This is a genomic window from Burkholderia mycopellens, from assembly GCF_964265025.1.
Classification (GTDB): domain Bacteria; phylum Pseudomonadota; class Gammaproteobacteria; order Burkholderiales; family Burkholderiaceae; genus Burkholderia.
Map to the genome: position 1 here is coordinate 2,873,139 of NZ_OZ183803.1, position 23,256 is coordinate 2,896,394.

The window sequence follows — 23,256 nt, forward strand, 5'->3', positions numbered from 1 at the left end:
TCGACCAATCCGGGTGTGGCTACACAAAGCCTCCTCGCCGGCCGGCAATTGGTACACCGCAACCGATGAAGTATTTCAAGCGTTCCGTCGTGTACAGCGCGAGTACAGTGTCGCAGCCAGAACGCCGACCCACGCGATCGACACGCCGTAGTTGATGCGCTGATACAACCCGAAGGGACCGCCAGTCCCTGCGGCCTGAACCATCAGCGGCAACGTCGCGAGGCAGACGAGCGTCGTGACGGCCGAAAGCGCACTGAGCCACCCCAGACCGAGCACGCGCTTTCCCAACACCGTCCACAGGACATTGGCCCCCAGCAACGACAACGCCATGACGAGGCCGGCCAGATTGTGGATCCGTTGGGATGACGAAGCGGCGTCGAGCCGGCAGCCGACGTCGCAGCTCCATGTTCCCGTCACGACATTCGCCAAGCCGTGAACGACCAGCAAGACGGCGCTCGTCCGGGCGAGTCGACTCTCCGGAAAGGTTTGCCATACGGCGCATCCGAAGGCAACAAACCAGAATGCCAAGGGGAAGTTGTTGATGAACGGTGACCACTGATGCGTGGGAGCGCCAACGGCACCGAGCTCGCTCATCGCTTGCCTGATGTGACTGTAGCCAGGGTAGAAGTGCGCGACGAGGGTCACCCCCATCGCCAGCCAGAGCGGTGCCAACATGCCTGAGACATAACCGAAACGGGTCCAGCGGGATTGCAAACGAACTGCTGTCATTTCAACTCTCGATAAGTCAACGCTCGTGGGATAGGGTGCTCCCTCCCATCGAATCATGGACCGGTGCCGTTCAGCGCCGGTCAGGGAAACTCAAGCCTCGCTTGGCGGCGCAAGGAACTTCCCGCCGATAGCCCACGCCGAAACCGGCACGTCCCGGAACGCGTCGTGGATGCTTTCGAGTGTGGATCCGCGGTGCGTCATCATGGCTTGGGTAATCGCATCGGTCACCTCCTGTTTTTTGGAGCGCGTGTGCCCTGACGACATCTCAACGCGAATCACGGGCATCGATGTCTCTCCTTAGCATGGCCGGAATGAAGGGGAATATGGGGGGCGTGCGGCAGTATGCCGTGACCGCGAGACAGCCGGTGTGCCCAGCGCCTGAAGCGCGTCACGCGAGATATCGCGCGCGATGGCGTGTCCGGAAGGCGGCACGCGCAGGCGATGGGTGGGCACCTTGCCGGTGAAGAAGTCGCGACCGTCGAGCAGGCACTCGCCACTGAACGAATGCAGCCTCAGCAAGATGACGTGAGTGTTGGCCAGCAAAGGCGTCTCGTAGGCGCGATCGCCCGGGCGTGAGCGGCACAACCGGCGAGCACCGCAAACCGGACTGCCCGCCGGCTTCAGGACAGAAGTCGGCCGGATATTCCAGGCATCGGCAATGGCGTCGATCATGTGCTGCCGCATACGTATTCTTCCTCAGGAACGAGGCGATCGAATGGCGACGCCCTGCCGGCTACTATAGCGTCGTTCGGACGAAAGCCATCCCATGACTGGCAGTTAGAGAGGCGTTTGGGTGACCGCTTCGGGTGGCGGATTCAACCGGGCCGACACCGCCCCGATGCCAGCCGCCCGGTTGAATCCGCTGCCCGATGCCGGCCGCTCGACGACGCGGCCGGATTCCATGACAATCTCTCCTGTCCCGTTCGTTCAGGGCAGGTCAATCCACGATGAACCCCCATGAAAGACTGGTTGAAATAGCACGACAATCATCCTGGTGTATGTCTGCGCTGTCCGCGGTACGTACCATGGGCCTCGAGTCCTGGTGTATCGGCGCTGGGGCCATTCGCAATCTGGTCTGGGACTCGCTTCACGGATATGCGGCTCCGACACGATCCGCTGACGTCGATGTGGCCTACTTCGACCCGTCCGATTTGTCGCCGACGCGCGATGCGGAAATCCGGCGCGGCCTCACGGCGCAGCGTCCCGACATTCCGTGGGAGGTCACGAATCAGGCCGCTGTTCATCTTTGGTTCGAGAGCACATTTGGGCACCCAGTGCTCCCCCTCCGTTCACTGGCCGAAGCCGTTGCATCGTGGCCGGAATACGCGACGGCGGTAGGACTGACTTTGCTCAGGGACGGGACGATTGAAGTCTGCGCACCATACGGACTCGACGACCTCTTTTCCATGGTCGTACGACGCAATCCAGCGCGCGTCAGCATTGATACCTACCATCGGCGAATCGAGCAGAAAAAATACACGGACCGCTGGCCCCGAGTTACCGTCATCGCTTAGAAAAGCCACCGGCTGTGAAGGGATGGGTTGCCGACATAAGTCGCCCATAAACCGTCAATAGACGCGAAAGGATTTCCCGAGTGTTCACAACAGCGTTCGTCGTTGAGGTTGCCGCGGCCGAATCAGCGGTAGCGGACCTCCGGAGCCGGTTTGATGCTAACTGCAACTTGGGCGTTCCGGCGCATATCACCGTTCTGTTTCCTTTCATGCCGCCTGACGAAATTACACCCGATGTACTTCATCAGGCGGAAAGCGCACTGAGTGTTGTGCAGTCGTTCGAGTTTTCGTTGACGAAGGTCGGGCGGTTCGCGGTTACCACCTACCTTTCGCCCGATCCGCCAGCCCCGTTCATCGCCTTGACAACTGCGCTGGTCGAGCGATTCCCCAGGTTCCGCCCTTACGGCGGTGCACACGATGGCGTCGTTCCACATTTGACTGTCGCGCACGGGGACGCTGCGACAGCACGTTTTGCTGCCGTTGAGCTCGAACGTCGGCTGTCTGCCCGGCAGGCGATTCGAACGTGCTGCAACTCCGTGGCGCTATTGGAAAATTCGTCTGGTCGCTGGAAGCGGATGCATGTCATTGATCTTCCGAAGATCAAGGCGCCACAGTCCGGTCTCGATAGTTGAACTACCGTGCCGGGCGTCTGGCTCGTCCGGAGCGAACGGCTCGTGCAGGACAACGAATTCCGCCCCAGGCCCGCATCGCGACTCACGCATCCCGCACATTACGTAATCCGCAGGAACATCCCCGCCTTCTCGGGCAACAGCGACGGTTGAAACCCGTAGCGCTCGTAGAACTTCGGTGTCCCGTGATCCGCCATCAGGCTGACATAGGCGGTCGGCGGCGCATGCTCGTGAATGTAGCCCATGAGTGCTCGCATGATCAGGTCGCCCACGCCTTTCTTCTGGTGAGCCGGCAATACCGCGATATCGACGATTTCGAAGAAGCAGCCGCCGTCGCCGATAACCCGGCCAATTCCGACCGGGACGCCGTCGCAATACGCTACGACACTGAACAGACCATTCTTCAACCCGATCGTCGCGGCCCGCTCCGACTTCCTGCTCAACCCCGCGGCAAGACGAATGTCGATGTAGTCGGATACCGACGGGACTTCCTGTCGAACAACGTATTCCATGCGAACCCTTCAGGTTGGCCGTGTCGATCGAGATCGATCTCGCGGCGCACGGGTACAGCAAACACAAAACCCGAGCGCGTGCGTCGAACCAGGCAATGAAGCTGGCGACGCGGCAGGCCGGGGGCATACCTGCCCACCATCATGGAACGGGCAGCGTGTCGAGGTCGGACATCGTGCTCGTCCTACAGGTTACAAAAACCTGATTCACCCCTTAATCGATGAATGCGCAGCACTCTACATAATTTACCCAATAGATTACCCGAACGAAATAATTACACCAGGAATGTAAATTATTACAACCAACCACGAATATTAATAACAAATTAATCAAGGAGAATTAACATATGACGATTTTCATCTTGCGTTCGGATAGCACACATATAGAATCAAGCTGCCGAATCGATTCACCTTGAGTCAATCGGCAACCCAATCATGACAAGGCCGGTTGTTTTCATTCTTTAATTGGGTCACCAATCAACCAATAGAAAGCTGGAGATAAACATGAGCACGCAAGTCGCATACTCCGAAAAAGACGTCGTCACCGTCCCCGAAAAGGAAGCGAAAGAAGGCTTGATCGGCAGCAATCCGTTTCAATACGACGGACAGCGCATCAAATCGAGCATCAGCCCTGTCATCTACCTCGTTATCAATGGTTTACGCCAGGCGATTCCGGATTCGATTACATACGAAAATTTGTTCCCGTCCTGGAGCGGCGTCAAGCAAAGCGATTATCTGATCGACCAAATCCCTGCCAGCATTCCGCTGACCAACGAAGCCGGACTCTACCGGGGCGCAAAGTCGTCTTCATCGATTTGGTTGGTGACCAATGGCGTGAAGCGCTTGATTCCGGACCAAGCCACATTCGATAATTTCTATTTTGATCCCAAGAAGGTCAAGAGCATTGACGATGGCATTCTTGGCCAGATTACTCAAGGAGAAAACATCGGTTAATTGCTCGGCGATGGGCGCCAGGCGTCAGAAGTGTCCGGCCGTAAATAAGGCAACGTAGAGCGACTGCCTGGGCGCGGATCGTGGCGGTTGTCGCACGGCTCCGCGCGGCCTGCCGGACCGAGTAGCGAGTATCACCGGGGACGGGGAGCGCAAGCGGTGTCGCATGCTCCCCGTCCCCTCTCTGCACAACTGTTTGGTACGGAATGCGCGCCGGCTGAGCACGCTCTTCTGCGGGATAGACTGCGCGCTTGACGCTCGACAGGGGAACCCCGTATTCGTAAGCGAGCGCGACTAGCGTGTAGTCCCCGTGCGCCATTGGCGCACGACGCGGCGCTCGCCCTCGGCGCCGGGGCTTCGCGGTCGACCTAGAGAATCCGATCCAGCGCGTCCGCAAACCGCGCAACCGCCCCATCGACATCATGCAGCTTGTCGAGACCGAACAACCCCAGGCGGAAGGTCTTGAAATCCTCCCCCTCGTCACATTGCAACGGAACGCCAGCCGCGATCTGCAAGCCAACGTCGGCGAACTTCTTCCCGGTTCGAATCCCGTCGTCGTCCGTATAGCTGACCACGACGCCCGGTGCCTCGAACCCTTCCGCCGCCACGCTCCGGAATCCCTTTTCAGCCAGCAGCGCACGAATGCGCTTGCCCAGCTCGAGTTGCTCCTCTTTCACCTTGTCGAAGCCATACGCCTCGGTTTCCTTCATCACATCCCGAAGCGTCGTGAGGCTGTCCGTCGGCATCGTCGCGTGGTACGCGAACCCGCCGCCCTCATAGGCTTCCATGATCTGCAGCCACTTGCGCAGATCGCACGCGAAGCTGGTGCTGGTCGTGCCATCGATGCGTTCGCGGGCCAGCGCGCCGAGCATGACCATCGCGCAGCACGGCGACGCGCTCCAGCCTTTCTGCGGCGCGCTGATCAGGATATCGACGCCGCTCGCCTGCATGTCGACCCACACCGTGCCGGACGCGATGCAATCCAGCACGAACATGCCGCCGACCGCATGCACGGCATCCGACACCGCGCGCAGATACCCGTCGGGCAGCATCATCCCGGACGCGGTTTCGACGTGCGGCGCAAAGACCAGATCCGGCTTGTGTTCCTTGATCGCCGCGACCACTTCGTCGATCGGGGCCGGCGCATACGCGGCCTGCCGTCCCGCTTCGACCGGGCGCGCCTTCAGCACCGTCGTTTCGGACGGAATGCTGCCCATGTCGAAGATCTGCGACCAGCGGAAGCTGAACCAGCCATTGCGGATGACCAGGCACTTCCTGTTCGTTGCGAACTGCCGCGCGACGGCTTCCATGCCGAACGTCCCGCTGCCGGGGACGATCACGACGGACTTCGCGTTGTAGACTTTCTTCAGCGTGCCGGAGATGTCGCGCATGACGCCCTGAAAGCGCTGCGACATATGGTTGACCGAGCGATCGGTGTACACCACCGAATATTCGAGGAGCCCCTCGCGGTCAACATCGGGAAGTAATCCTGGCATGCTCGCCTCCGGTGAAAGATGAACGATGGAATCTGGGCAAGCAGTGTCCGTCATGCGATACCGCGCTGCACCCATGCAATTGCGTTATTGTCTCGACGAAAGCAGATTCTAACGAACACCGCGCACCGCTTGGCGCATATTTTGTCGGCCTCCCGGCGCATGCCCGACGTGGGCGCCCCGCGGCTGAACCGCCCGCCCCGTGGCCGTCCACGCCGACCGTTGCAGCGCACGAAGCCCTCGAAGCCCTGTTCCATGTATGGACAAATGGCACTTTCGCCGCGTGCCGCCTACCATGTCGGCTCCCCCCTTCACGACAGAGTCTTCGATGATCCCCAACCGAGCATCATCACGGCAGCCGTCGGCCGATCCCGCACTCACCGAACGCGTCGATGCGGTACTGTCCCGCCAACTCGAAACGCAACGCCTCGTCGGTGTGGTCGTCCTGATCGCACGCGACGGCGAACTCGTCTATCGCCGCGCAGCCGGGTTCGCCGACCGCGAAGCGCGCACGCCGATGCAGGAGGACACGCTGTTCAGGCTCGCGTCGGTGACGAAGCCGATCGTCTCGGCGGCCACCATGGCGCTCGTTGCACAGCACAAGCTGTCGCTCGACGACGACGTCACGCGCTGGCTTCCCGAGTTCCGTCCGGCACTGCGTGACGGCAGCGTGCCGGTGATCCGGGTGCGTCACCTGCTCACGCACACCGCCGGCCTCGGCTATCGCTACGCGGAAGCCGACGCGATGTGCGCGTATGCACGAGCGGACGTCTCCGACGGGCTCGATGGCGCATCGATCACGCTCGCCGAAAACATGCGCAGGATCGCAAGCGTGCCGTTGCAGTACGCACCCGGCACCGGCTGGAACTATTCGATCTCCATCGACGTGGTCGGCGCTGTAATCGAGGCCGTCAGCGGGCTGCCGCTCGCCGCTGCAATCGATGCGCTGGTGCTCCGCCCGCTCGGCATTCGCGACACGGGATTCGTCGCACGCGACGCCGCGCGGCTCGCGACGCCCTACGTCAATGACACGCCGCAGCCGCACCGGCTTGCCGAGGGCGAAACCGTGCCCATCTTCGAAGGAACCGTCGGCGTGACGTACTCGCCGTCGCGCGCGCTCGACCCGGGAGCGTTCGCGTCGGGCGGCGCCGGGATGGTCGGCACCGCCGGCGACGTGCTGAATGTGCTCGACACGCTACGGGCGGGCGGCGGCACGCTGCTGCCGGCCGACCTGGTCGACGAGATGGGGCGTGTCCACACCGGCAACCTCGAGTTGCCCGACCTGCCCGGCGCGGGTTTCGGGATCGGGTTTTCCGTGTTGCGCGACCCGCAAGCGGCAGCGTCGCCGGAGTCCGTGGGCACCTGGCGCTGGGGCGGCGTCTACGGCCATTCGTGGTTCGTCGACCGCGCCCGCGGGCTCACCGTCGTGTCGCTGTCGAACACGCTCTACGAAGGAATGAACGGCCAGTACACGCTCGATCTGCGCGACGCGGTCTACGGCGCAGGCTGACACGCGCCACGACACGCGCAACAAAAAAGGCCCGACACGGTCGGGCCAATGAGTCGAGACACAAGGAGAATCCCGCCCACCACACCGGGCGGATTACGCCGCGCTACACGACGTTCTTTTCGACGATCGGCCGGTTTTCCAGCACGCGCGACCAGCCGAGCGTCGACAGGTCGAGCGTGTCGTAACGCCCGCCCAGAATGAGTTCACTGACGCCGCGCCCCGTCGCCGGCCCTTGCTGCAGCCCGTGGCCACTGTAGCCGTTCGCGAACACGACGTTGTCGAGTTCCGGGTGATACCCAATGATCGCGTTGTGGTCGAACACGTTGTACTCGTAGTACCCGGACCAGCAGTTCTCCACGCGCAATGCCTCGAACTCCGGCACGCGATTCGCGAGCGTCGGCCAGATCACCTCGTCGAACAGGTCGTGATCGACTTCGTCGAGCGGCAGGTCGTCCGGGTCGCGATCCGGGCTCGGCGACGTCCCGCAGATATACGTGCGCCCTTCCGGCCGGAAATACACGCCGGTCGGATCGATCAGCAGCGGGCAATCCGTGAGCTTCGCCGGCGACGACACGTTGAAGATGCTGCGGCGCCGCGCATACACGGGAATGTCGATGCCCATCATCGACGACAGCGTGCGCGTCCACGCACCGGCCGCGTTGACCAGCGTGTCGCACGCATAACGCTCGCCGTCGCCCGTCACGACCTGCGTGATCTTGCGTCCGTCGCGCTCGACCGACTTCACGTCGGCCGCCACATAACGCGCGCCGAGCGCCTGCGCCTTCTTGCGCAGCGCCTGCACGAGCCCGTAGCCGTCGAACCAGCCTTCGCCGCTCACGCCATACGCGCCGGACACGAGATCGTCGACGTTCAGCCACGGAAACTTCGCGCGCAGCGCATCGCGATCCATCAGCCGGATGTCCGCGCCGAGGCTCGTCTGCAACGCATGGTTCTCGCGCAGCGTCGCATCGCCGGCCGGCGTCGCGAGGAACAGGTAGCCGCCTTCGTGCAGGTCGATCGACGGCCGGTGGCCGTCCACTTCGAGCCGTTCGCCGATCGTGCGCAGGAAGTCGATGCCGAACAGCGACATCTCGATCGACAGCGGCGTCGAGAACTGCTGGCGAATCGACGCGGCCGACAACGCCGACGACGAGCGCGCATAGGTGGGGTCGCGCTCGATGACGGTCACGGATACCGTGGGATCGGTGGCGCGCAGGAAATAGGCGATCGAGCTGCCGATCACACCACCGCCGACGATGACGACTTGAGAACTCACGACTGACTCCAGTTGCACATGTTGGGCGCGGCCAGCCGGCCGCGCCCGTGGGTTGTTCGTGCCGCGTCACGCGCGGCGTCGCGCGGGCAGGCTCGTGCGGCTGCAACACCGGCGTGCGCCGCGGGCGCAACCGGTCGCCGATGGCATTTCAGCACGTCCGGCAGCGCCGCGAAAGTCCGCGCGCGTGGTGCATTCAATCCGCCGATTTCGTCGTGACGGGCTGCCACGCGGCGTTCCTCACCTCATACAGCGTCGAGCTCGGGTTCTTCAGGTCGCCCGTGTTCGTGAACGCGATCGTGCCCGTGATGCCGTCGTAGCGCGTGCCCTTCAGCGCACCGTTGAAATCGGCCGGCTTCGTCGAGTTCGCCTTCTGCATCGCATTGATTGCGATCCACGTCGCGTCGTACGCGAACGGCGCATACGCGAGCATGTCGATGCCGTACTTCTGCTTGAATTTCGTTTCGAACTGCTTGCCCTTCGCGAGGCGCGACAGCGGCTGCCCGTATTCCCACACGGACGCGCCTTCCGCCGCATTGCCGGCCAGCTTGATGAAGTTCGCGTTCATCACGCCGCCGCCCGCGAGGAACTGCGCGCGGATGCCGAGCTGGCGCATGCGCTTCACGAGCATCGCGGCCTGTGCGTCAAGCCCGCCGAAGAACACCAGATCGGCCTGGGTGCTCTTGATCTTCGTGAGCTGCGCGCTGAAGTCCACCGCCTTGTCGTTCGTGAATTCGCGCGCGACGATCGTGCCACCGTTCGCCTTCACGGCCTTCTCGAATTCGTCGGCTTCGCCCTGGCCGAACGCGGTGCGGTCGTCGATGATCGCGATGCGCTTCGCCCGGGTCACGCTCGCCGCATAGGCGCCTGCGTTGCCGGCGTTCTGCGTGTCGGTTGCGATCACGCGGTACACGGTGCCGAGACCGGCGCGCGTGATGTCGGGATTGGTCGCCGACGGCGTGATCATCGGAATGCCGGCCTTCGCGTAGATCTTCGATGCGGGCAGCGTCGTGCCCGAATTGAAGTGGCCGATCACGACGGCCACCTGCGCGTCCGCGAGCTGCTGCGCGGCCTGCACGCCGGTGCGCGGATCGCTCTGGTCGTCCTGCGACGCGACGACGAACTTCACGGGCTTGCCGCCCACCGTCGTATGCGCGGCATTCGCTTCGTCGACGGCCATGCGCACGCCGTTCTCGATGTCCTTGCCGTACGCGGCGCCACCGCCCGTCAGCGGGCCGGCCACGCCGACCTTGACGACCGTCTCCTGCGCATGAACCGCGCCGGTCTGGAGCGCGAGGATCGCGGCGGTCAATGCGACGCCGGAAAGCGAACGAATGCGGAACGTCATGACAATCCTTGTTCTGGGGGCCGGGATGCAACGCGCAACTGCCGCGCGTCGGCAACCTCCCGCGTGCCGGTCATCTCGTCCGCCGCCGGGGCGTCATGCGATGCCCGCAAACCGGCCGGTCGATCGCCGCGGCTCCGTCTCCGAAGAGCCTTTCATCGCGAAAGAGGTGAATGGATTGTGGATAGCCAATACCCGTGCAGCAAACGAAAATTCGGAACTATGTTGTGAGGATTTGTCATCAAGTTCCGCGTTCGTGGCCGGCCCGCGGCCCGCGCAATGGCGGGCGGTGGGTCGACAGTTGCCGTGGGATGCCGCGCCGGCACCCGTCCATCAAGGCCGGCGGCGGTCATGCCGGCGGCTCATCACCATTGCGATGACGGCCCGGCCGGCCAGCGCGGCGCCCGCGGCGCCGCGTCATCGGTCAGTGCCGATCGGTGCCCGTCTGCTTGCGCACCGCATCGGCCGCCTCGCCGGCCTGCTCCTGAATCCTGCCGGCCTGCTGTTCGGCGACGCCTTCCGCTTCCGCCTTGCGGTCGCCCGTCACCTTGCCGAGCGCTTCCTTGACCGAACCCTTGACCTGCTTGAGCCTGCCTTCGATGCGATTCCTGTCCATGGTCGTCTCCTGCGATGGTTGGGGAGCACCGGCGATGTGACGGCCAGCGCCGCACCGCCGAATGGACAGGATCGCAAGCGGGCGCCGCGCGCGGCAGATGCGGATGCACCAGCGCGCATGGTGCATTCGTACCGACGGCGTCAGTCCTTGCCCTTCTCGCCGCCCTTTTCGCCCCCCTTCTCGCCGCGCGCGCCATTCGCGTCGGCCGCGCCGACGATCCCGCGTTCGCGCGCCCACACGATCGCCTCGCCGCGGCTGTGCACGTCGAGCTTCGCGTAGATCGTCGCGACGTGATTGCGCACGGTGTTCGGCGCGAGCCCGAGGCGGCCGGCGATTTCCTTGTCGGCCAGGCCGTGGCACAGCAGGTCGAACACGTCGCGCTCGCGCGCGGTCAGGTCCGACAGTTGGGCGCCCGCATCCGGCGCATTCGCGCGCCGCACGTTCGCGAGCTTCTCGATCAGCGTGCGGCTGAACCATGACGCATCCTGCATCGCCGTTTCGATCGCGTAGACGAGCTCCATCTCCGTGCGCTTGCGATCGCTGATGTCGAGCAGCGCGACGAGCAGGCAGTCGCGCCCGTGGATCGCGACCGGGTCGGCCGACACGACGCAATCGCGCACATCGCCTTCGCGCGTGCGAATCTGCACGTCGGCGTTGCGCACGTTGCCGTCGCGCGCGAGCCGGCCTTCGATGCGCTGCCACGCGCCGCGTTCGGCCCACAGCCCGATCTCGTCAGCGGACTTGCCGAGCAGGTCGTCCTGCGCGTGGCCCGTCATCGTGGCGAACGCGTCGTTCACGTCGAGCAATTCGAAGCGCTCGGCCGTGACGATCGCGGTGGCGACCGGCGCCATCCGGAACGCCGTCGCGAAGCGTTCCTCGCTCTGCCGCAGCGCGCGCTCGGCCTGCTTGCGCGGCTCGAGATCCATGAACGTGAACAGCATGCAGGCCTCGTCGTTCATGTCGATCGGCTGCCCGGCGACGACCACGGCCTTCGCGCTGCCGTCCGCGCGCTTCAGCACGGCCTCCATCTGCGGAATCGTCGCGCCTTCGCCAAGCCGCTCGATCGCGAGTTCGCGCCGCTCGGCCTGTTCGAGCACGTCGACCTCGTACACCGAGCGGCCGAGCACGTCGTCGCGCGCGTAGCCGGTCATGTCGAGAAAGCCCTGGTTGACCTTCACGTAGCGCAGGTCGGCGAGCCGGCAGATCACGGCCGGCGCCGGGTTCGCGTTGAAGGTGCGCTCGAAGCGCTCCTCGGCGCTCGCCCATTCCGTCGCGTCGTGCAGCACGAGCGCGAGGCAGTCGGGTTCGCCGGCCGCGTTCGTCAGCACGAGACTGCGGATGCGGTGGACCCAGCTCACGGTCTCGTCGGCGGCCGATTCGACTTCGACCGTCACGTCGCTGAACTCCTCGCCCGCGATCACGCGATCCATCGGATAGTGGCCGTCGCGCACCGGGTGGTTGTTCCGGTAGCGCAGCCGGAAGCGCTCGCGGTAATCGGTAACGGTCGCGCCGAGCGCCTTCAGCTCGGTCACGCCATGCATCGCGAGCGCGGCTTCGTTCGCCCAGACGATCCGCTGGTCGGGCTCGATCAGGATCACGCCCTCGGTGAGCCCCGCGATGATCTGGTGCAGCTGGCGCCGGTCGGTATGTGACTTCAGCGCCTGTTCGTTTACCTGTTCGTTCATCGAATGGTTGTCCCTGTCGTCTGCATGACCGCCGGCCCGGTTGCCGCTGCGCCGACACGCGCCGGCCGGCGCGTGTGGCGATGATCGCGTGCCGCACCGGTGCGCGACAGATGCGAATGCACTATCCGTCATAGTACATTCGCGCCGCGCCGCCTCCGTGCGGCACCTCGCCGATCCCCAAGACATCCGCCGTACCGGCTTCCCGCGCGTCCCCGCCACCACGCGCAGCGCCTCCCCTTGACGACACCCCGTGCAAACGCACTAGCCGACCAGGTGAATTTGCGCGATGTCGGCGCCCGTTCGCGTGGGTACGCTGGTACTGCATCGGCGCTCATGCGCTGCCTTTCCGAACCGTAGAGGAGAAGCACGATGATGCTGCATCAGACACCCGATCCGACGCGGCCCGAACCGCCTCCGGACAGCCCGCCCGAACCGCCGCCCGGCACCGATCCGCCGGTTCCGCTGCCGCCCGACGTGCCGCGCCCGGACACCCCGCCGCGCGAGCCCGGCTACGACACGCCGATCGCCCGGTGACGGACGACACGGCTCGCAATCGCTCATTTGGATTTGACACGCTTTTCCCGAAGGAGGACCCATCCATGAACAAGACCCGCCACCTTTCGACGCTGCTCGCCGTCAGCGCGGCTTTCCTGCTCGGCGCCGCGCCGCTCACGAACGCGGTTGCGCAGGACGCATCGACCGACAACGGCATGAAGGCCGAATCGAACCAGCCCGTCACCGACACGTGGATCACGACCAAGGTGAAGAGCCGGCTGGCCACCGTCGACGGCCTGAAGAGCGTCGACATCAGCGTGACGACGGTCGACGGCGTCGTCACGCTGACCGGCGTGCTGCCGACGAAGATCGCCGTGAAGAAGGCGATCGCCGTGTCGCGCGCGGTCAAAGGCGTGAAGCACGTCGATGCATCCGGCCTGAAGGCAAAGGCCTGACCTCCCGGCGCGGCACGCCGCCGCGCCTTCCTTTATCCCTGCATGACAAGGAGCACACGATGAACGAGGACAAGATCAAGGGCCAGTGGAAGCAACTCTCCGGCAAGCTGAAGGCCAAGTGGGGCAAGCTGACCGACGACGACCTGGCCGTCGCGGACGGCAATCGCGAGTATCTGGCCGGCAAGATCCAGGAGCGTTACGGGATCGCCCGCGACGCGGCCGAGAAGCAGCTGAAGGAATTCGACCGCGAGCTGTAACGCGACAACGCAACCACCGCGGCGCCCACGGCGTCGCGGCCACCAGGACAACGACATGGGCAAATACCTGATCGCCTGGCTGCTCGGCGTGCCGGTCGGGCTGCTGGTGCTGTTCTATCTGATCACGCACATCTTCTGACGGCGCGGCGCCGGCGCGCGCCGCCCGTATTCCACGGCATACTACGGCGACCGCCACGACGCCCACGCGCCATCCGCCATGCCCCAGCCGCCCCTGCAGGACACCAACCATCCCGACTACGCGATCGCCGGCGACACCGTGATCCGCAGCCCGGACGGCCTGCCGCTGTGGGGCAAGGACGGCAGGCCGCTGCCGATCGAACGGCCGCACGCGTTCCGCTGCATCGGCGGCCGCTGGTTCACCGACGGCGTACACGTGATCGTGCAAGGGCAACTCGGCAGCGCGATGGTGAGGCTGTATTACTACCGGATCGAGGATGCCGATCTCGAGACCTTCGAGATCCTGAACCAGCGCTACGCGCGCGATGCGCGGCAGGCGTACTACATCACCGGCAGGACGATCCGCACGCGCAGCCCGCACGCCTTCCGGCCGCTCGTCTACGAAACCTGGAGCCGGCCGACCGACGGCCGCGGCGTGACGTTCAAGCGGTGCGAGCACGAGTACATCGCGACCGACGACGAATCGATCTACATGAACGGCCGCCGCATCAACGGCTCGCATGGCGCGAGCGCGATCGGCTTCCCGGGCGGCTACTTCGCCGATGCCGATCGCGTGTACTACTACGGCCGGCCGAAGGACATCGATCGCGCGAGCTTCCTGTGCGGGCCCGACGAGGCCGGCACCCTGCGATGCACCGACCGGGCCGGCCCGATCGAATCCGGCGAGCGGCAGACGGTGCAGGAGACGCGCATGTTCGACGACTGGCGCGGCTTCTTCACGATGCGCCCCGAACTGCGGGACTACTGGTGGCATCGGCAGCAGCAGCCGGCGGCCGACACGACGGTGCGCTTCGGGGACGCGACGCTCACGGGCTTCGATCCCGCGACCTTCGCCGCGCGCGAGACGCAGTTCGATTTCGGTGCGGTCGACTGGCTGTGCGGCGACGCACACGGCATTCACTGGGCATACCGAACCGGTGCCGAGATGCCGATCGAGCTGCCCCGTTTCTCCGACCAGCCGATCGATGCGCTGCGCGTGCTCGGCCCGCACTATTTCACCGATGGCGTCACGGTGTTCTACGCGTTCACGCCCTCCCAGCCGCAGCCGCTGCGCGGCGCCGACCCGGCCGCGTTCCGCGTGCTGTCCGGCGGCTGGGCGCGCGACGCGACGCGGGCGTTTCATCTCGGCGTCGTCAAGAAAGGCATCGACCCGGATCGGCTGCAGGTCGAAGGCAGCTATGCGTGGGACGGCGAGCGCCTGTTCTGCGACGGCAAGCCGCTGCAGGTCGACGTGCCGGCGAGCGCGCTCCAGGTGCTGCACCCGACGTTCCTGCGCGCCGGCGACAAGCTGTTCTTCGGCCGCCGGCCGGTTTCGACGAAGCGCGTGCACCTGCCGACGCTCGAATTCCTCGACGACGATTTCGCGCGCGACAGCAAGCACGCGTATATCGTCGGCTACGTGAGCCTCGTGGAGATCGACGGCGCCGATCCGGCCACGTTCCGCGTCGTCGAACCGGGGACCGCGGCGGACAGCGCCCGCCGCTACGACGCGCGGACCTTGCGCGACGCGACGGCGCCGCGCGACTGACGCACACCGCCAAACGCAAGCGGGCAGGACGCGGTCACGCCCTGCCCGATCGGTCGTCCTTTCCATCGGCAGCGGCCCGCCGGCGCCAATCCGGCGATCACGCCGCCGCACGCACCGCCGGCCCCTTCGCCTGCGTTACTACGCCACGTTCGCCGTCATCTTGAAGATGCCCTGCGCGTTACCGGCATCGAAACGCAGGTCGGTCACCCAGCGGCGCGCCGCCTGGTCGAACGTGCGCTTGCGCGTGATGAACTCGTAGAACGAACCCGGCACGTTGCGCTTCACCGTGCCGCCGTCGCGCGTGCGGAATTCGCGCTCGACGATATCCGCGCGATACGCGGTCTGGAACACGCGGCCCGAGCGCGAACGCTCGACTTCCGGCTTCATCGGGCGGCCCTTCGCCTTCTCGTCGTCGGCCAGCTTGAACACGTCGGCGACGCGGTCGGTCGCATGGTTGAACGCGTTGCCTTCGGTCGAGATCCACGCCATTTCCGCCGATTCGAGCAGCAGCGTTTCGTAGTCGAGTTCGCTCGGCAGGTCGTGCTGGCGCGCGAACGCCCCGACGATCTCCGGCAGCAGCGCGTGCGCGGCCTCCAGCGGCAGCCAGCCTTCGCGCTCGACTTCCCACAGCAGCGCGACGGCCGCCGGCGACAGCGGATCGCGCGACGTGCTCACCACGTTCGTCACGGCCTGCTGGAATTCCTTCGAGAAACGTTCCGGATGCAGCTCGCTGACGAAGAACTGCGCGATTTCGTCCGGTGCGTCTTCATGCGCATACGCGCGGCCCGTCATGCCGAGCTTGTCGAGCGGGTAGCGGCCGTTCAGGCGGAAGCCGAGCGGACGCAGGATGCGCGTGAACGCGGCCTCGCCCGGCGGTAGCGCGCCCGTGTGCGGCCAGCGCACCGTGCGCAGCGCGCCGTGGTCGAAATAGACCGAGCCGCCGCTTTCGATCGCGTCGGCCGTATACGCGCGGCCGTTCGCCGAACGTTCGAGCAGCCCTTCGAACAGCGCCATGTTCATCGCCTGCGCGATTTCCGCGCGCGTGACGACGCCGTCCTCCCATTCTTCGAGGATGGCCGGCATGTTCAGGGTCGAGAACAGGGCGTCGGTCTTCGCCTGTCCCAGCAGCTTCGTCAGCAAGCTCTCGATATTCGGATTGCGCATCAGGATTCTCGTCTCGGGGGACCGCCGGCAAACGTGCCGGCAACTCGTTGGCCGGCCGCCCAGCGGGCGCGCGGCCTTGCGTGGGGAGCATTATTCAAAGGGTTGCAGCCGGGCGTAAAGCGAGATTAAATTGATACGTGATGAGTTTTTGGAATTATCGGCCGCTCCGCTGCTCCGCCTCCCGCCTTGTGTCGCGCGGGCCTGATCGTCAGACAAACGAACATCATGCGCAAATTCAAGATTCCGAACATGGGCGCGCTCGTGGCTTTCGAAGCCGCCGCGCGCCACGAAAGCTTCACGCACGCGGCCAAGGAGCTGTTCCTGACCGAAAGCGCGGTATCGCGGCAGATCGCGACGCTCGAGGCGAGCCTCGGCGTGCGGCTGTTCGCGCGCGTGAAGCAGCGCGTCGTGCTGACGCGCGCCGGCAAGCTGTACGGCACGCAGGTGCGGCGCGCGCTCGAGGCGCTCGACCGCGACACGCTGTCGATCATCGCGCACGGCAGCGGCGGCGGCTACCTGGAGCTGGCGGTGCTGCCGACCTTCGCGTCGCACTGGCTGATCCCGCGCATCAAGAGCTTCTACGACCGCACGCCCGACGTGCGCGTGAACATGGGGAGCCGCACCGACCTGTTCTCGTTCGAGGACACCCACTTCGAGGCCGCGATCCATTACGGCAAGCCGACCTGGCCCGGCACGTCGTCCGACTACCTGTTCGGCGAGGAAGTCGTGCCGATCTGCTCGCCGGCGCTGCTCGACGGGCCCGTGCGCAGCGTCGAGGATCTGCTCGCCTACCCGCTGCTGCATTCGACGACGCGCCCCGGCGCGTGGGCGCAGTGGTTCGAGACGCACGGCGTCGAGGACATCCGCACGATGCAGGGCGTGCGCTACGAGCTGCACACGATGCTGATCAGCGCGGCCGCGGCCGGGCTCGGCGTCGCGCTCGTGCCGAAATTCTTCGTCGAGGAACAGTTGCAGCAGCTCGGGCTGATGGTGCCGTGCGACGCGGCGACGGTCGGCGATTCCGCGTACTACCTCGTGTATCCGACGGAGTTCAGCCACAGCAAGCCGCTGGAGCTGTTTCGCGGCTGGTTGCTCGAGCAGGCGAGCGCGTATGCGGCGCCGGAAGGAGAAGGTGACGCGGCGGACACAGAGGACGATGAAGACGTCGAGTGAAGCCGGCGTGCGCGGCCGTACCGCGCACGCCGCCGGAAACGTCACGCCTGACCGGCGCGCGATCGGGATTCGCCGGTTCAGGGTGCGGTGAATCGAAACGTGCGGCGACCTGCGGACTCATCGAACGAACAGAATCGGCAGGTGAAACTGGCTTCCTTGAATGTCGGGTAGGCGTTCACGAACTCGTCGCGCGCAACGTCGACGCCAATCGGCTGCGGGATTATTTTGTAATGTACCGTGGCATACGAAAGCGATCTTCTCGTGACTTGATCGTCCGTCACGAAGTCTCCCAGGAACACGACCGCCCCGGGCGCGACCGAAAACGGCTCGGCGAAAGCCGACAGCGCGTCGAACTTTTTCTCGATGCGCTTCATGTGGGTTCCCCATTCGTATGCGCTCCAGCCCGTCAACGTGTAGTTGCCGGGAGGCACCTTGATCATGTTGATCTGCGGCGGCGTGTCCGGCCCGTCAAAGACTCTTTCGATGGGAAACCCGCTGTTGATCTGCAACGCATACGTCGCGTCAGTCGCCGTGTTTTTCAGATGAAGCACGTATCCGTACGCGGACCTCGTTCTGGCCGCACTCGACACGTAACCGGATTGCTGGTCCCGGGTTGCGTCGTGACGCTCGATCGGGCTCGGGAGGACGCATCCATTCAGCAAGGCGGCCAAGGCGACGACCGACATCGTTCGTTTTATTTTCATGGCGTGTGATTGTTAGATGGGGTTTCTTTCAGTCGCGGCATTCTGATCGACTCGATCAAGCTGTTGCATCGACCGGTTGAATCCGCCGTGCAGTGCGGACGTTCGCTGCGACGCCGCTCCCGCGCGATCGCGTGCAGGATATGTCAAGCGCGCCGGTCAGTCACCTGCCGGCGCGCTCGTGACCGACGTCGCCCTGCCTGCCGGTCGCCCCCTCGGCATGAAGCACGATCGCCCGAACCCGTCCCGCGCGTTCACTGCGCCGATCGACGCGCGCGTCACAGCGATGTTGCCGGGCAACCGCCATGGCCGCGCGCGCACGACTCGCGCATTACATGTGCCACTTCACCGTGGCGGTCAGCGTGCGCGGATCGCCGGGCATGTTGTACAGGTCCGCGTTGCCGTGCGCGGCGATGAAGTAGCGGCGATCGAACAGGTTGTCGAGCGTGAGCGTCACGTCGACCTTCTTGCTGCGATACCCGGCCCCCAGGTTGAACACCGTGAACGACGGCAGCGTGACGAGGTCGCTCGCCGACGTGTAGCGCGCCGACTGAAACTGCATGCCGGCCGCCGCATAGAAACCGTACGGCAGCTCGCGCTTGAGCCACAGGTTCGCGCTGTGACGCGGCATCAGCCCCGGCGTGTTGCTCGATACCGCGACGCCCGCCGCCGTCGATTGCGCGGAGCCGTCGACCGTGCCGTTCAGGTACGCGTAGCCCGCATACACCGACCACTTCGGCGCGATCTCGCCGGTGAAGCCCAGCTCCATCCCGTGCACGTGCTGCGTGCCGATCGGCAGCGCATAGCCGGGATTCGCCGGGTCACCGATCTGCTGGTTGGTCTGGCGCATGTCGAACAGCGCAACGCTGGCCGTCGCCTTGCCGCCGAGATCGAAACGCGAGCCGACTTCATACGCGGTGGTCTTCTGCGGCGCGAGCGCGGCGCCGTTCGCGAACGCGCCGGCGCTGATCAGCGTGTCGGCCAGCGGCGAGAACGACTGGCTGAACGAGCCGTACAGCGTCAGCCAGTCGAGCGGCTCGTAGATCAGGCCGACGCGCGGGCTCCACGCACGATCGGTGCGGTCGAGGTTGACGTTCGACGACGTGTAGTCGTGGCGGATCTGGTTCAGGTAGTCGAAACGCAGCCCCGCGAGCACCTTCCAGTGCTCGGTCAGCGAAATCAGGTCCTGCGCGTAGACCCCCGCGAGCCCGACGACCGTCGACGCGTTCGTCTTCGCCCGCGCGCCGGTCGGCACGCCGGGCAGCATCACCGCCTGCGGATTGAACAGATCGTAGGTCGCCACCTTCGACACGCTGTAGATCGTGTCGAACTTCTGCTGCTGCGACAGTTCGAGCCCGTACAGCAGCTCGTGGCGCATGCCGAACAGCGAGGTCTTCTGCGTGAGTTCGAACAGGCCGTCGATGCCGTGGTCGGTGCGCTCGCGCGTCGACTGGTCGAGCGTCACGACCGGGTGCGCGGCGGTCTTGATCGGCTCGTACGTCACGTAGTTCTTGCGTTCGAGCGAGAAGTCGTACGCGCGGATCGCGCCATGGAACGACAGCGAATCGCTGAAGCGATGGTCGAGCGACACCGTCGCGCTCTTCGCGGAGACGTCGTTGTACGAGCTGTTCGCCGCGTCGGCCGAGCCGTAGTACGTGTTGATCGGCACATCGACCGGGCGGCCGAGATACGCGGGCAGCCCCTGGTCGGACGTACGGCGGTCGTGCAGGTAGTCGAATTCGACGTTCAGCACCGTGTCGCTGTCGAGCTTGAACTGCGCGGACGGCGCGATCGCCTGGCGGTTGAGCCGGAACTGGTCGCGGAAGCTGTTCGAGTTCTCGGCCGCGCCGGTGATCCGGAAACGCGCCGCATCGTTCGCATTCCAGCCGAGGTCGAATTCGCCGCGCCGCTCGCCGCGCGTGCCGAGCGTCACGCCGACGTCGTTGACCGGCGTCGCCAACGGCCGCTTCAACACGCGGTTCACGATGCCGCCCGCCGAGCCGCGCCCGTACAGCACGGCCGCCGGCCCCTTCAGCACTTCGACGCGGTCGACGTTCGACAGGTCGCGATAGTAGAGCGCATCGTCGCGGATGCCGTCGACGTACTGGTCCGTGATGCTGTTGAAGCCGCGGATCGTGATCTGGTCGCGCTGGCCATCGCCGACCGAGAAGCCGACGCCCGGCACGTTGCGCAGCGCATCCTGCATCGACGTCGCGTTCTGGTCCTCGATCACCGCGTGCGGCACGACGTTCACCGTCTGCGGCACGTCCATCAGCGACATGTCGGTCTTGGTCGCCGCGCGCGAGTGGCCGCCGTCGTACGACGCATGCTCGGCGGTTGCATTGACGGAGATCGCGGGCAGGGTCGCGGCGGCGTCGCTTGCCTGCGCGCAGGCGGCGCGTGTGCCGGCCAGCGACGAGGCGATCAGAAGGACGTGGCACGCGCTCTTGTTGAATTTCATCGTTGAAGTAGAGGCAGAGGGAAAACGGTGAGCGCAAACCCGTGCGGCCGACGCAGATTCATCAGCCGGCGAATCGACAGGCGGACTCGTGTCTGCGCACAACGGACGGCGCACAAAAAATCGCCCCGTCGCACCGGCCGGCATGCCCGGTACGAAAACGCCGTTGCGACGCGTCACGGTTCGTAACGGAGCGAAATATTAAACGAGAATGATTCGCGTTATTAGTTGATTTCCAACATGTCGCCTTCGTGCAACGTACATCCGGCTGACACTGCGGATTACTGACGAATCACTTTCAGTTTCGCGCATCGATGCGCGGATTTCGTAATGAAATAGAAAGGAAATGAGCGGACGCGGTGCGTTATGACCGTATGGATCGAAGGGCTGCTTGGGATGCTACGTTCGAGGACACACACTTCGAGGCCGCGATCCACTACGGCAAGCCGACCTGGCCCGGCACGTCGTCCGACTACCTGTTCGGCGAGGAAGTCTTGCCGATCTGCTCGCCCGCATTGCTGAACGAGCCCGTCGAGCGCGTATGCGGCGCCGGAGCGCGATGCGAACGACGCCGATGAGGAAGACGACGAGGACGTCGAATGATGCAGGCCATCGCGACATCCCGTCGACGCCCGGTCTTACTTGAGGCGGCAGTCGCGAACAGTCGCGATCCCCGATGCAAAGTCGCCCACGCAATGCAGCGTGACGCGCTTGCCGACCAGCCGCTGCGCCTTCTGTTCGGCCGCCGCATCGACGAACGACGCGCGCACCGCCTGATCGGCATCCGCGTCTTCGCCGATCTCCGCGAGCGTCTTGCCCGTGAAACCCTTCTGGAGCCCGAGCAGCGTGCCCGTCAGCGCGACCGGCTGGTCGAAATACTTGTCGCCGCCCGAACCCGTATAAGCGTCGATCATCTGCGCAGCCGATACCTTGAGCTCGCCTTTCGCGGCCATGGCGCCCGAGGCGATCGTCAGCGCGAGCGCGGCAAGTGCGATTCGTTTCATTGTGTGGATTCTCCGTGGTTGAACAGTATTTGGAAAAAGATGGCGCTCGCGCGCCGGCGGAATACGACGACCCTGCACGCACGCGCCCCGTGTCCGCCTCACGGGCAACACGACGGCGCACGACGTGCACGGCCTGACAACTATTTGCGTGGGGCTGCTTCGATCAGTGCGACGGCCCTGCGGTCGTACACGTCGGGCGTCGCCTTCGCGCCGCGCACGACGGCTTCGCGCACGCTGCCGGTGGCGTCATCCTTGCCCGCGCCGATCAGCGCGGGCGCATCCGGATCCGCGCCGGCATCGAGAAGCGCCTTCACGCAGTCGGGGTTGTGCACGATCGCCGCGCGCAGCAACGGCGTCTCCCCCCAGCGGGCGCGTTGCTCGCCCCGTTGCGGCTCGATCGGCGTGCCCGGTTCATGCAGAATCGCGATGCGCTCGGCCGCAGTCGGGTCGGGCTGACCGTCCAGTTCGTAGCGTCGCTCGCACACGAAGCTGAGCGGCGTCTGTCCGGTCTTCGCATGCGCGTACGGATTGGCGCCGGCGTCGACCAGCAGCTTGAGGATGTCGAGATCGGATGCCGCGCGTCCGGTCAGCACCGTGTATCCGTTCGGGTCGGTGGCACGGGCATCGGCGCCGGACTTCAGCAGCATCCGGACGAGTTCGGGCGAAGGGGTATACGCATTCGCGGCCATCACCAGCGGCGGCTCGCCGCTCGGCGCGATCGCGTTGACGTTCGCGCCCGCGTCGATCAGCAGGCGGATCGTTTCGAGCTGGTGGGGCTTGAGTTCGCCGAGCGTCGCGTTGCTGATCGCGTACGTCAGCAACGTCCAGCCCTTGGGCGACATCGGCATGTTGATCGCAACGCCGGACGCGATGAACAGTGCGACGACGTCCGGCACCTGGCTGACGACGGCCAGCCCCATCGGCGTGAGTTCGGCATCCGGCATCGCATAGCGCTGCTTCGCCGTCTTGTCATACGGACGCGCGCCCTGCTCAAGCAGCGCGCTGACGCGCGCCAGGTTCCGCGGGGTGCTATCCGCCGCGTAGTCGCCCATGGCGACCATCAGCTTCCATTCCTTGCCTTCCAACGCGTAGCTCGCACCGGACAACGCCATTCCGGCGCACAGGCAGGCCATCCCCCGTGCCAGCACGGTAGCGGCTTTTTTCGTTCTTGACCGCATGAACGCTCTCAGTATCGTTGTGTGTATTCGTGGCGCTGTCGCGCGCCGACATGATCGACGAAATACCAAACACGCACAATGTTCGCGCGATATTCTCTAAAGGCGGGACGGGAAAGCAACCAGGACGACGAGGATGGGGAGCGACGCGTGTGGCCCGCTGCGAAGTCCGGTGCGCGCCGGACCGGGCAACCCCGACCCGGCGCTCCGGGCAGCCGACCTCGCATCGGCAGTGCGGCGGACCTTCTTCCGTTCTTCACTACATATGCTCTCAGGCTCACTTCATTTTTTTCTTCGCCGCGCCGAACGATTATCCGCGCAATCCGGCTCAAGGGAAACGTTTGCGGGCGCAGTTGGCGTGTTATCCCAAGCATTCGGCAACAGTCTTTCCGAATGC

At 65.0% G+C, this 23,256-nt stretch carries 24 protein-coding genes and 1 pseudogene; 10 read left to right on the forward strand and 15 right to left on the reverse strand.

Features of this window, described 5'->3' with window-relative positions; all coding sequences use genetic code 11:
* Positions 1-75: 75 nt before the first annotated feature.
* The 4 genes from ACPTTC_RS31055 to ACPTTC_RS31070 form a co-directional block, all read right to left on the reverse strand.
* Entirely contained in the window at positions 76-729 is a 654-nt protein-coding gene (locus ACPTTC_RS31055; RefSeq protein ID WP_423395247.1) for a DUF998 domain-containing protein, read from the reverse strand.
* Between the two features lie 90 nt (positions 730-819).
* On the reverse strand, positions 820-1,014 hold the full coding sequence (locus ACPTTC_RS31060) for a tautomerase family protein (RefSeq protein ID WP_423395248.1): 195 nt from the start codon (positions 1,012-1,014) through the stop codon (positions 820-822).
* Between the two features lie 12 nt (positions 1,015-1,026).
* On the reverse strand, positions 1,027-1,401 hold the full coding sequence (locus ACPTTC_RS31065; protein ID WP_423395249.1) for a hypothetical protein: 375 nt from the start codon (positions 1,399-1,401) through the stop codon (positions 1,027-1,029).
* A gap of 105 nt (positions 1,402-1,506) precedes the next feature.
* Entirely contained in the window at positions 1,507-1,632 is a 126-nt protein-coding gene (locus ACPTTC_RS31070) for a hypothetical protein (protein WP_423395250.1), read from the reverse strand.
* 44 nt (positions 1,633-1,676) lie between these two features.
* Between ACPTTC_RS31070 and ACPTTC_RS31075 the strand changes: the two genes are divergently transcribed.
* Together ACPTTC_RS31075 and ACPTTC_RS31080 are read left to right on the forward strand one after the other, a co-directional pair.
* Positions 1,677-2,243 (forward strand): nucleotidyltransferase family protein, encoded by a 567-nt coding sequence (locus tag ACPTTC_RS31075; RefSeq protein WP_423395251.1) that lies wholly within the window; start codon positions 1,677-1,679, stop codon positions 2,241-2,243.
* 80 nt (positions 2,244-2,323) lie between these two features.
* A complete protein-coding gene (locus ACPTTC_RS31080) occupies positions 2,324-2,872 on the forward strand; it encodes a 2'-5' RNA ligase family protein (RefSeq protein ID WP_423395252.1) in 549 nt (182 codons plus the stop codon).
* A gap of 98 nt (positions 2,873-2,970) precedes the next feature.
* On the opposite strand, the gene ACPTTC_RS31085 is transcribed toward ACPTTC_RS31080, so the two are convergent.
* Complete coding sequence (locus ACPTTC_RS31085; RefSeq protein WP_423395253.1) at positions 2,971-3,381, reverse strand: GNAT family N-acetyltransferase; 411 nt, start codon at positions 3,379-3,381, stop codon at positions 2,971-2,973.
* A 501-nt stretch (positions 3,382-3,882) separates the two neighbouring features.
* On the opposite strand from ACPTTC_RS31085, the gene ACPTTC_RS31090 reads away from it, so the two are divergent.
* On the forward strand, positions 3,883-4,332 hold the full coding sequence (locus ACPTTC_RS31090; RefSeq protein ID WP_423395254.1) for a hypothetical protein: 450 nt from the start codon (positions 3,883-3,885) through the stop codon (positions 4,330-4,332).
* 365 nt (positions 4,333-4,697) lie between these two features.
* On the opposite strand, the gene ACPTTC_RS31095 is transcribed toward ACPTTC_RS31090, so the two are convergent.
* Positions 4,698-5,825, reverse strand: a complete 1,128-nt coding sequence (locus ACPTTC_RS31095; protein WP_423395743.1) for an aminotransferase class V-fold PLP-dependent enzyme — start codon at positions 5,823-5,825, stop codon at positions 4,698-4,700.
* 325 nt (positions 5,826-6,150) lie between these two features.
* On the opposite strand from ACPTTC_RS31095, the gene ACPTTC_RS31100 reads away from it, so the two are divergent.
* Positions 6,151-7,332 carry a serine hydrolase domain-containing protein gene (locus ACPTTC_RS31100; protein ID WP_423395255.1) on the forward strand — a complete coding sequence of 394 codons (1,182 nt, stop codon included), beginning with the start codon at positions 6,151-6,153 and terminating at the stop codon, positions 7,330-7,332.
* A gap of 103 nt (positions 7,333-7,435) precedes the next feature.
* Here the strand turns inward: ACPTTC_RS31100 and ACPTTC_RS31105 are convergent, their stop codons facing one another.
* The 4 genes from ACPTTC_RS31105 to ACPTTC_RS31120 all read right to left on the reverse strand — a co-directional run bounded on the left by ACPTTC_RS31105 (position 7,436) and on the right by ACPTTC_RS31120 (position 12,251).
* Entirely contained in the window at positions 7,436-8,608 is a 1,173-nt protein-coding gene (locus ACPTTC_RS31105; RefSeq protein ID WP_226199115.1) for an NAD(P)/FAD-dependent oxidoreductase, read from the reverse strand.
* 193 nt (positions 8,609-8,801) lie between these two features.
* A complete protein-coding gene (locus tag ACPTTC_RS31110; protein ID WP_423395256.1) occupies positions 8,802-9,953 on the reverse strand; it encodes a branched-chain amino acid ABC transporter substrate-binding protein in 1,152 nt (383 codons plus the stop codon).
* 421 nt (positions 9,954-10,374) lie between these two features.
* Positions 10,375-10,566: a CsbD family protein gene (locus ACPTTC_RS31115; protein ID WP_423395257.1), complete on the reverse strand. Its 192-nt coding sequence runs from the start codon at positions 10,564-10,566 to the stop codon at positions 10,375-10,377.
* A 140-nt stretch (positions 10,567-10,706) separates the two neighbouring features.
* A complete protein-coding gene (locus tag ACPTTC_RS31120) occupies positions 10,707-12,251 on the reverse strand; it encodes a PAS domain S-box protein (protein ID WP_423395258.1) in 1,545 nt (514 codons plus the stop codon).
* A gap of 369 nt (positions 12,252-12,620) precedes the next feature.
* Between ACPTTC_RS31120 and ACPTTC_RS31125 the strand changes: the two genes are divergently transcribed.
* The 4 genes from ACPTTC_RS31125 (at position 12,621) to ACPTTC_RS31140 (ending at position 15,184) form a co-directional block, all read left to right on the forward strand.
* Entirely contained in the window at positions 12,621-12,785 is a 165-nt protein-coding gene (locus tag ACPTTC_RS31125) for a hypothetical protein (protein ID WP_423395259.1), read from the forward strand.
* Between the two features lie 65 nt (positions 12,786-12,850).
* Complete coding sequence (locus tag ACPTTC_RS31130; protein ID WP_175954506.1) at positions 12,851-13,201, forward strand: BON domain-containing protein; 351 nt, start codon at positions 12,851-12,853, stop codon at positions 13,199-13,201.
* A gap of 59 nt (positions 13,202-13,260) precedes the next feature.
* Complete coding sequence (locus ACPTTC_RS31135) at positions 13,261-13,458, forward strand: CsbD family protein (RefSeq protein WP_175864337.1); 198 nt, start codon at positions 13,261-13,263, stop codon at positions 13,456-13,458.
* A 217-nt stretch (positions 13,459-13,675) separates the two neighbouring features.
* Entirely contained in the window at positions 13,676-15,184 is a 1,509-nt protein-coding gene (locus ACPTTC_RS31140; RefSeq protein WP_423395260.1) for a DKNYY domain-containing protein, read from the forward strand.
* Between the two features lie 138 nt (positions 15,185-15,322).
* On the opposite strand, the gene ACPTTC_RS31145 is transcribed toward ACPTTC_RS31140, so the two are convergent.
* Positions 15,323-16,348, reverse strand: a complete 1,026-nt coding sequence (locus ACPTTC_RS31145; protein WP_423395261.1) for a DUF1338 domain-containing protein — start codon at positions 16,346-16,348, stop codon at positions 15,323-15,325.
* A gap of 225 nt (positions 16,349-16,573) precedes the next feature.
* On the opposite strand from ACPTTC_RS31145, the gene ACPTTC_RS31150 reads away from it, so the two are divergent.
* Entirely contained in the window at positions 16,574-17,521 is a 948-nt protein-coding gene (locus tag ACPTTC_RS31150; protein ID WP_423395262.1) for a LysR family transcriptional regulator, read from the forward strand.
* Between the two features lie 77 nt (positions 17,522-17,598).
* Here ACPTTC_RS31150 and ACPTTC_RS31155 read toward each other — a convergent pair whose 3' ends face one another.
* Complete coding sequence (locus tag ACPTTC_RS31155) at positions 17,599-18,207, reverse strand: hypothetical protein (RefSeq protein WP_423395263.1); 609 nt, start codon at positions 18,205-18,207, stop codon at positions 17,599-17,601.
* A gap of 346 nt (positions 18,208-18,553) precedes the next feature.
* Positions 18,554-20,683, reverse strand: a complete 2,130-nt coding sequence (locus ACPTTC_RS31160) for a TonB-dependent receptor (protein WP_423395264.1) — start codon at positions 20,681-20,683, stop codon at positions 18,554-18,556.
* A 398-nt stretch (positions 20,684-21,081) separates the two neighbouring features.
* Here ACPTTC_RS31160 and ACPTTC_RS31165 point away from each other — a divergent pair.
* Positions 21,082-21,216 (forward strand): annotated as a pseudogene (locus ACPTTC_RS31165) (LysR family transcriptional regulator); the annotation flags it as partial.
* Between the two features lie 102 nt (positions 21,217-21,318).
* Here the strand turns inward: ACPTTC_RS31165 and ACPTTC_RS31170 are convergent.
* Positions 21,319-21,684: a hypothetical protein gene (locus tag ACPTTC_RS31170; protein ID WP_226199102.1), complete on the reverse strand. Its 366-nt coding sequence runs from the start codon at positions 21,682-21,684 to the stop codon at positions 21,319-21,321.
* 140 nt (positions 21,685-21,824) lie between these two features.
* Positions 21,825-22,862: an ankyrin repeat domain-containing protein gene (locus ACPTTC_RS31175; protein WP_423395265.1), complete on the reverse strand. Its 1,038-nt coding sequence runs from the start codon at positions 22,860-22,862 to the stop codon at positions 21,825-21,827.
* Positions 22,863-23,256: the final 394 nt, after the last annotated feature.

Excerpts from the sequence above, each read along its gene's own strand:
- ACPTTC_RS31055 (WP_423395247.1), bottom strand. The coding sequence starts at position 729 with ATGACAGCAGTTCGTTTGCAATCCCGCTGGACCCGTTTCGGTTATGTC.
- ACPTTC_RS31060 (WP_423395248.1), bottom strand. The coding sequence starts at position 1,014 with ATGCCCGTGATTCGCGTTGAGATGTCGTCAGGGCACACGCGCTCCAAA.
- ACPTTC_RS31065 (WP_423395249.1), bottom strand. The coding sequence starts at position 1,401 with ATGATCGACGCCATTGCCGATGCCTGGAATATCCGGCCGACTTCTGTC.
- ACPTTC_RS31070 (WP_423395250.1), bottom strand. The coding sequence starts at position 1,632 with ATGGAATCCGGCCGCGTCGTCGAGCGGCCGGCATCGGGCAGCGGATTC.
- ACPTTC_RS31075 (WP_423395251.1), top strand. The coding sequence starts at position 1,677 with ATGAACCCCCATGAAAGACTGGTTGAAATAGCACGACAATCATCCTGG.
- ACPTTC_RS31085 (WP_423395253.1), bottom strand. The coding sequence starts at position 3,381 with ATGGAATACGTTGTTCGACAGGAAGTCCCGTCGGTATCCGACTACATC.
- ACPTTC_RS31090 (WP_423395254.1), top strand. The coding sequence starts at position 3,883 with ATGAGCACGCAAGTCGCATACTCCGAAAAAGACGTCGTCACCGTCCCC.
- ACPTTC_RS31095 (WP_423395743.1), bottom strand. The coding sequence starts at position 5,825 with ATGCCAGGATTACTTCCCGATGTTGACCGCGAGGGGCTCCTCGAATAT.
- ACPTTC_RS31100 (WP_423395255.1), top strand. The coding sequence starts at position 6,151 with ATGATCCCCAACCGAGCATCATCACGGCAGCCGTCGGCCGATCCCGCA.
- ACPTTC_RS31110 (WP_423395256.1), bottom strand. The coding sequence starts at position 9,953 with ATGACGTTCCGCATTCGTTCGCTTTCCGGCGTCGCATTGACCGCCGCG.
- ACPTTC_RS31115 (WP_423395257.1), bottom strand. The coding sequence starts at position 10,566 with ATGGACAGGAATCGCATCGAAGGCAGGCTCAAGCAGGTCAAGGGTTCG.
- ACPTTC_RS31120 (WP_423395258.1), bottom strand. The coding sequence starts at position 12,251 with ATGAACGAACAGGTAAACGAACAGGCGCTGAAGTCACATACCGACCGG.
- ACPTTC_RS31125 (WP_423395259.1), top strand. The coding sequence starts at position 12,621 with ATGATGCTGCATCAGACACCCGATCCGACGCGGCCCGAACCGCCTCCG.
- ACPTTC_RS31130 (WP_175954506.1), top strand. The coding sequence starts at position 12,851 with ATGAACAAGACCCGCCACCTTTCGACGCTGCTCGCCGTCAGCGCGGCT.
- ACPTTC_RS31135 (WP_175864337.1), top strand. The coding sequence starts at position 13,261 with ATGAACGAGGACAAGATCAAGGGCCAGTGGAAGCAACTCTCCGGCAAG.
- ACPTTC_RS31140 (WP_423395260.1), top strand. The coding sequence starts at position 13,676 with ATGCCCCAGCCGCCCCTGCAGGACACCAACCATCCCGACTACGCGATC.
- ACPTTC_RS31145 (WP_423395261.1), bottom strand. The coding sequence starts at position 16,348 with ATGCGCAATCCGAATATCGAGAGCTTGCTGACGAAGCTGCTGGGACAG.
- ACPTTC_RS31150 (WP_423395262.1), top strand. The coding sequence starts at position 16,574 with ATGCGCAAATTCAAGATTCCGAACATGGGCGCGCTCGTGGCTTTCGAA.
- ACPTTC_RS31155 (WP_423395263.1), bottom strand. The coding sequence starts at position 18,207 with ATGTCGGTCGTCGCCTTGGCCGCCTTGCTGAATGGATGCGTCCTCCCG.
- ACPTTC_RS31160 (WP_423395264.1), bottom strand. The coding sequence starts at position 20,683 with ATGAAATTCAACAAGAGCGCGTGCCACGTCCTTCTGATCGCCTCGTCG.
- ACPTTC_RS31170 (WP_226199102.1), bottom strand. The coding sequence starts at position 21,684 with ATGAAACGAATCGCACTTGCCGCGCTCGCGCTGACGATCGCCTCGGGC.
- ACPTTC_RS31175 (WP_423395265.1), bottom strand. The coding sequence starts at position 22,862 with ATGCGGTCAAGAACGAAAAAAGCCGCTACCGTGCTGGCACGGGGGATG.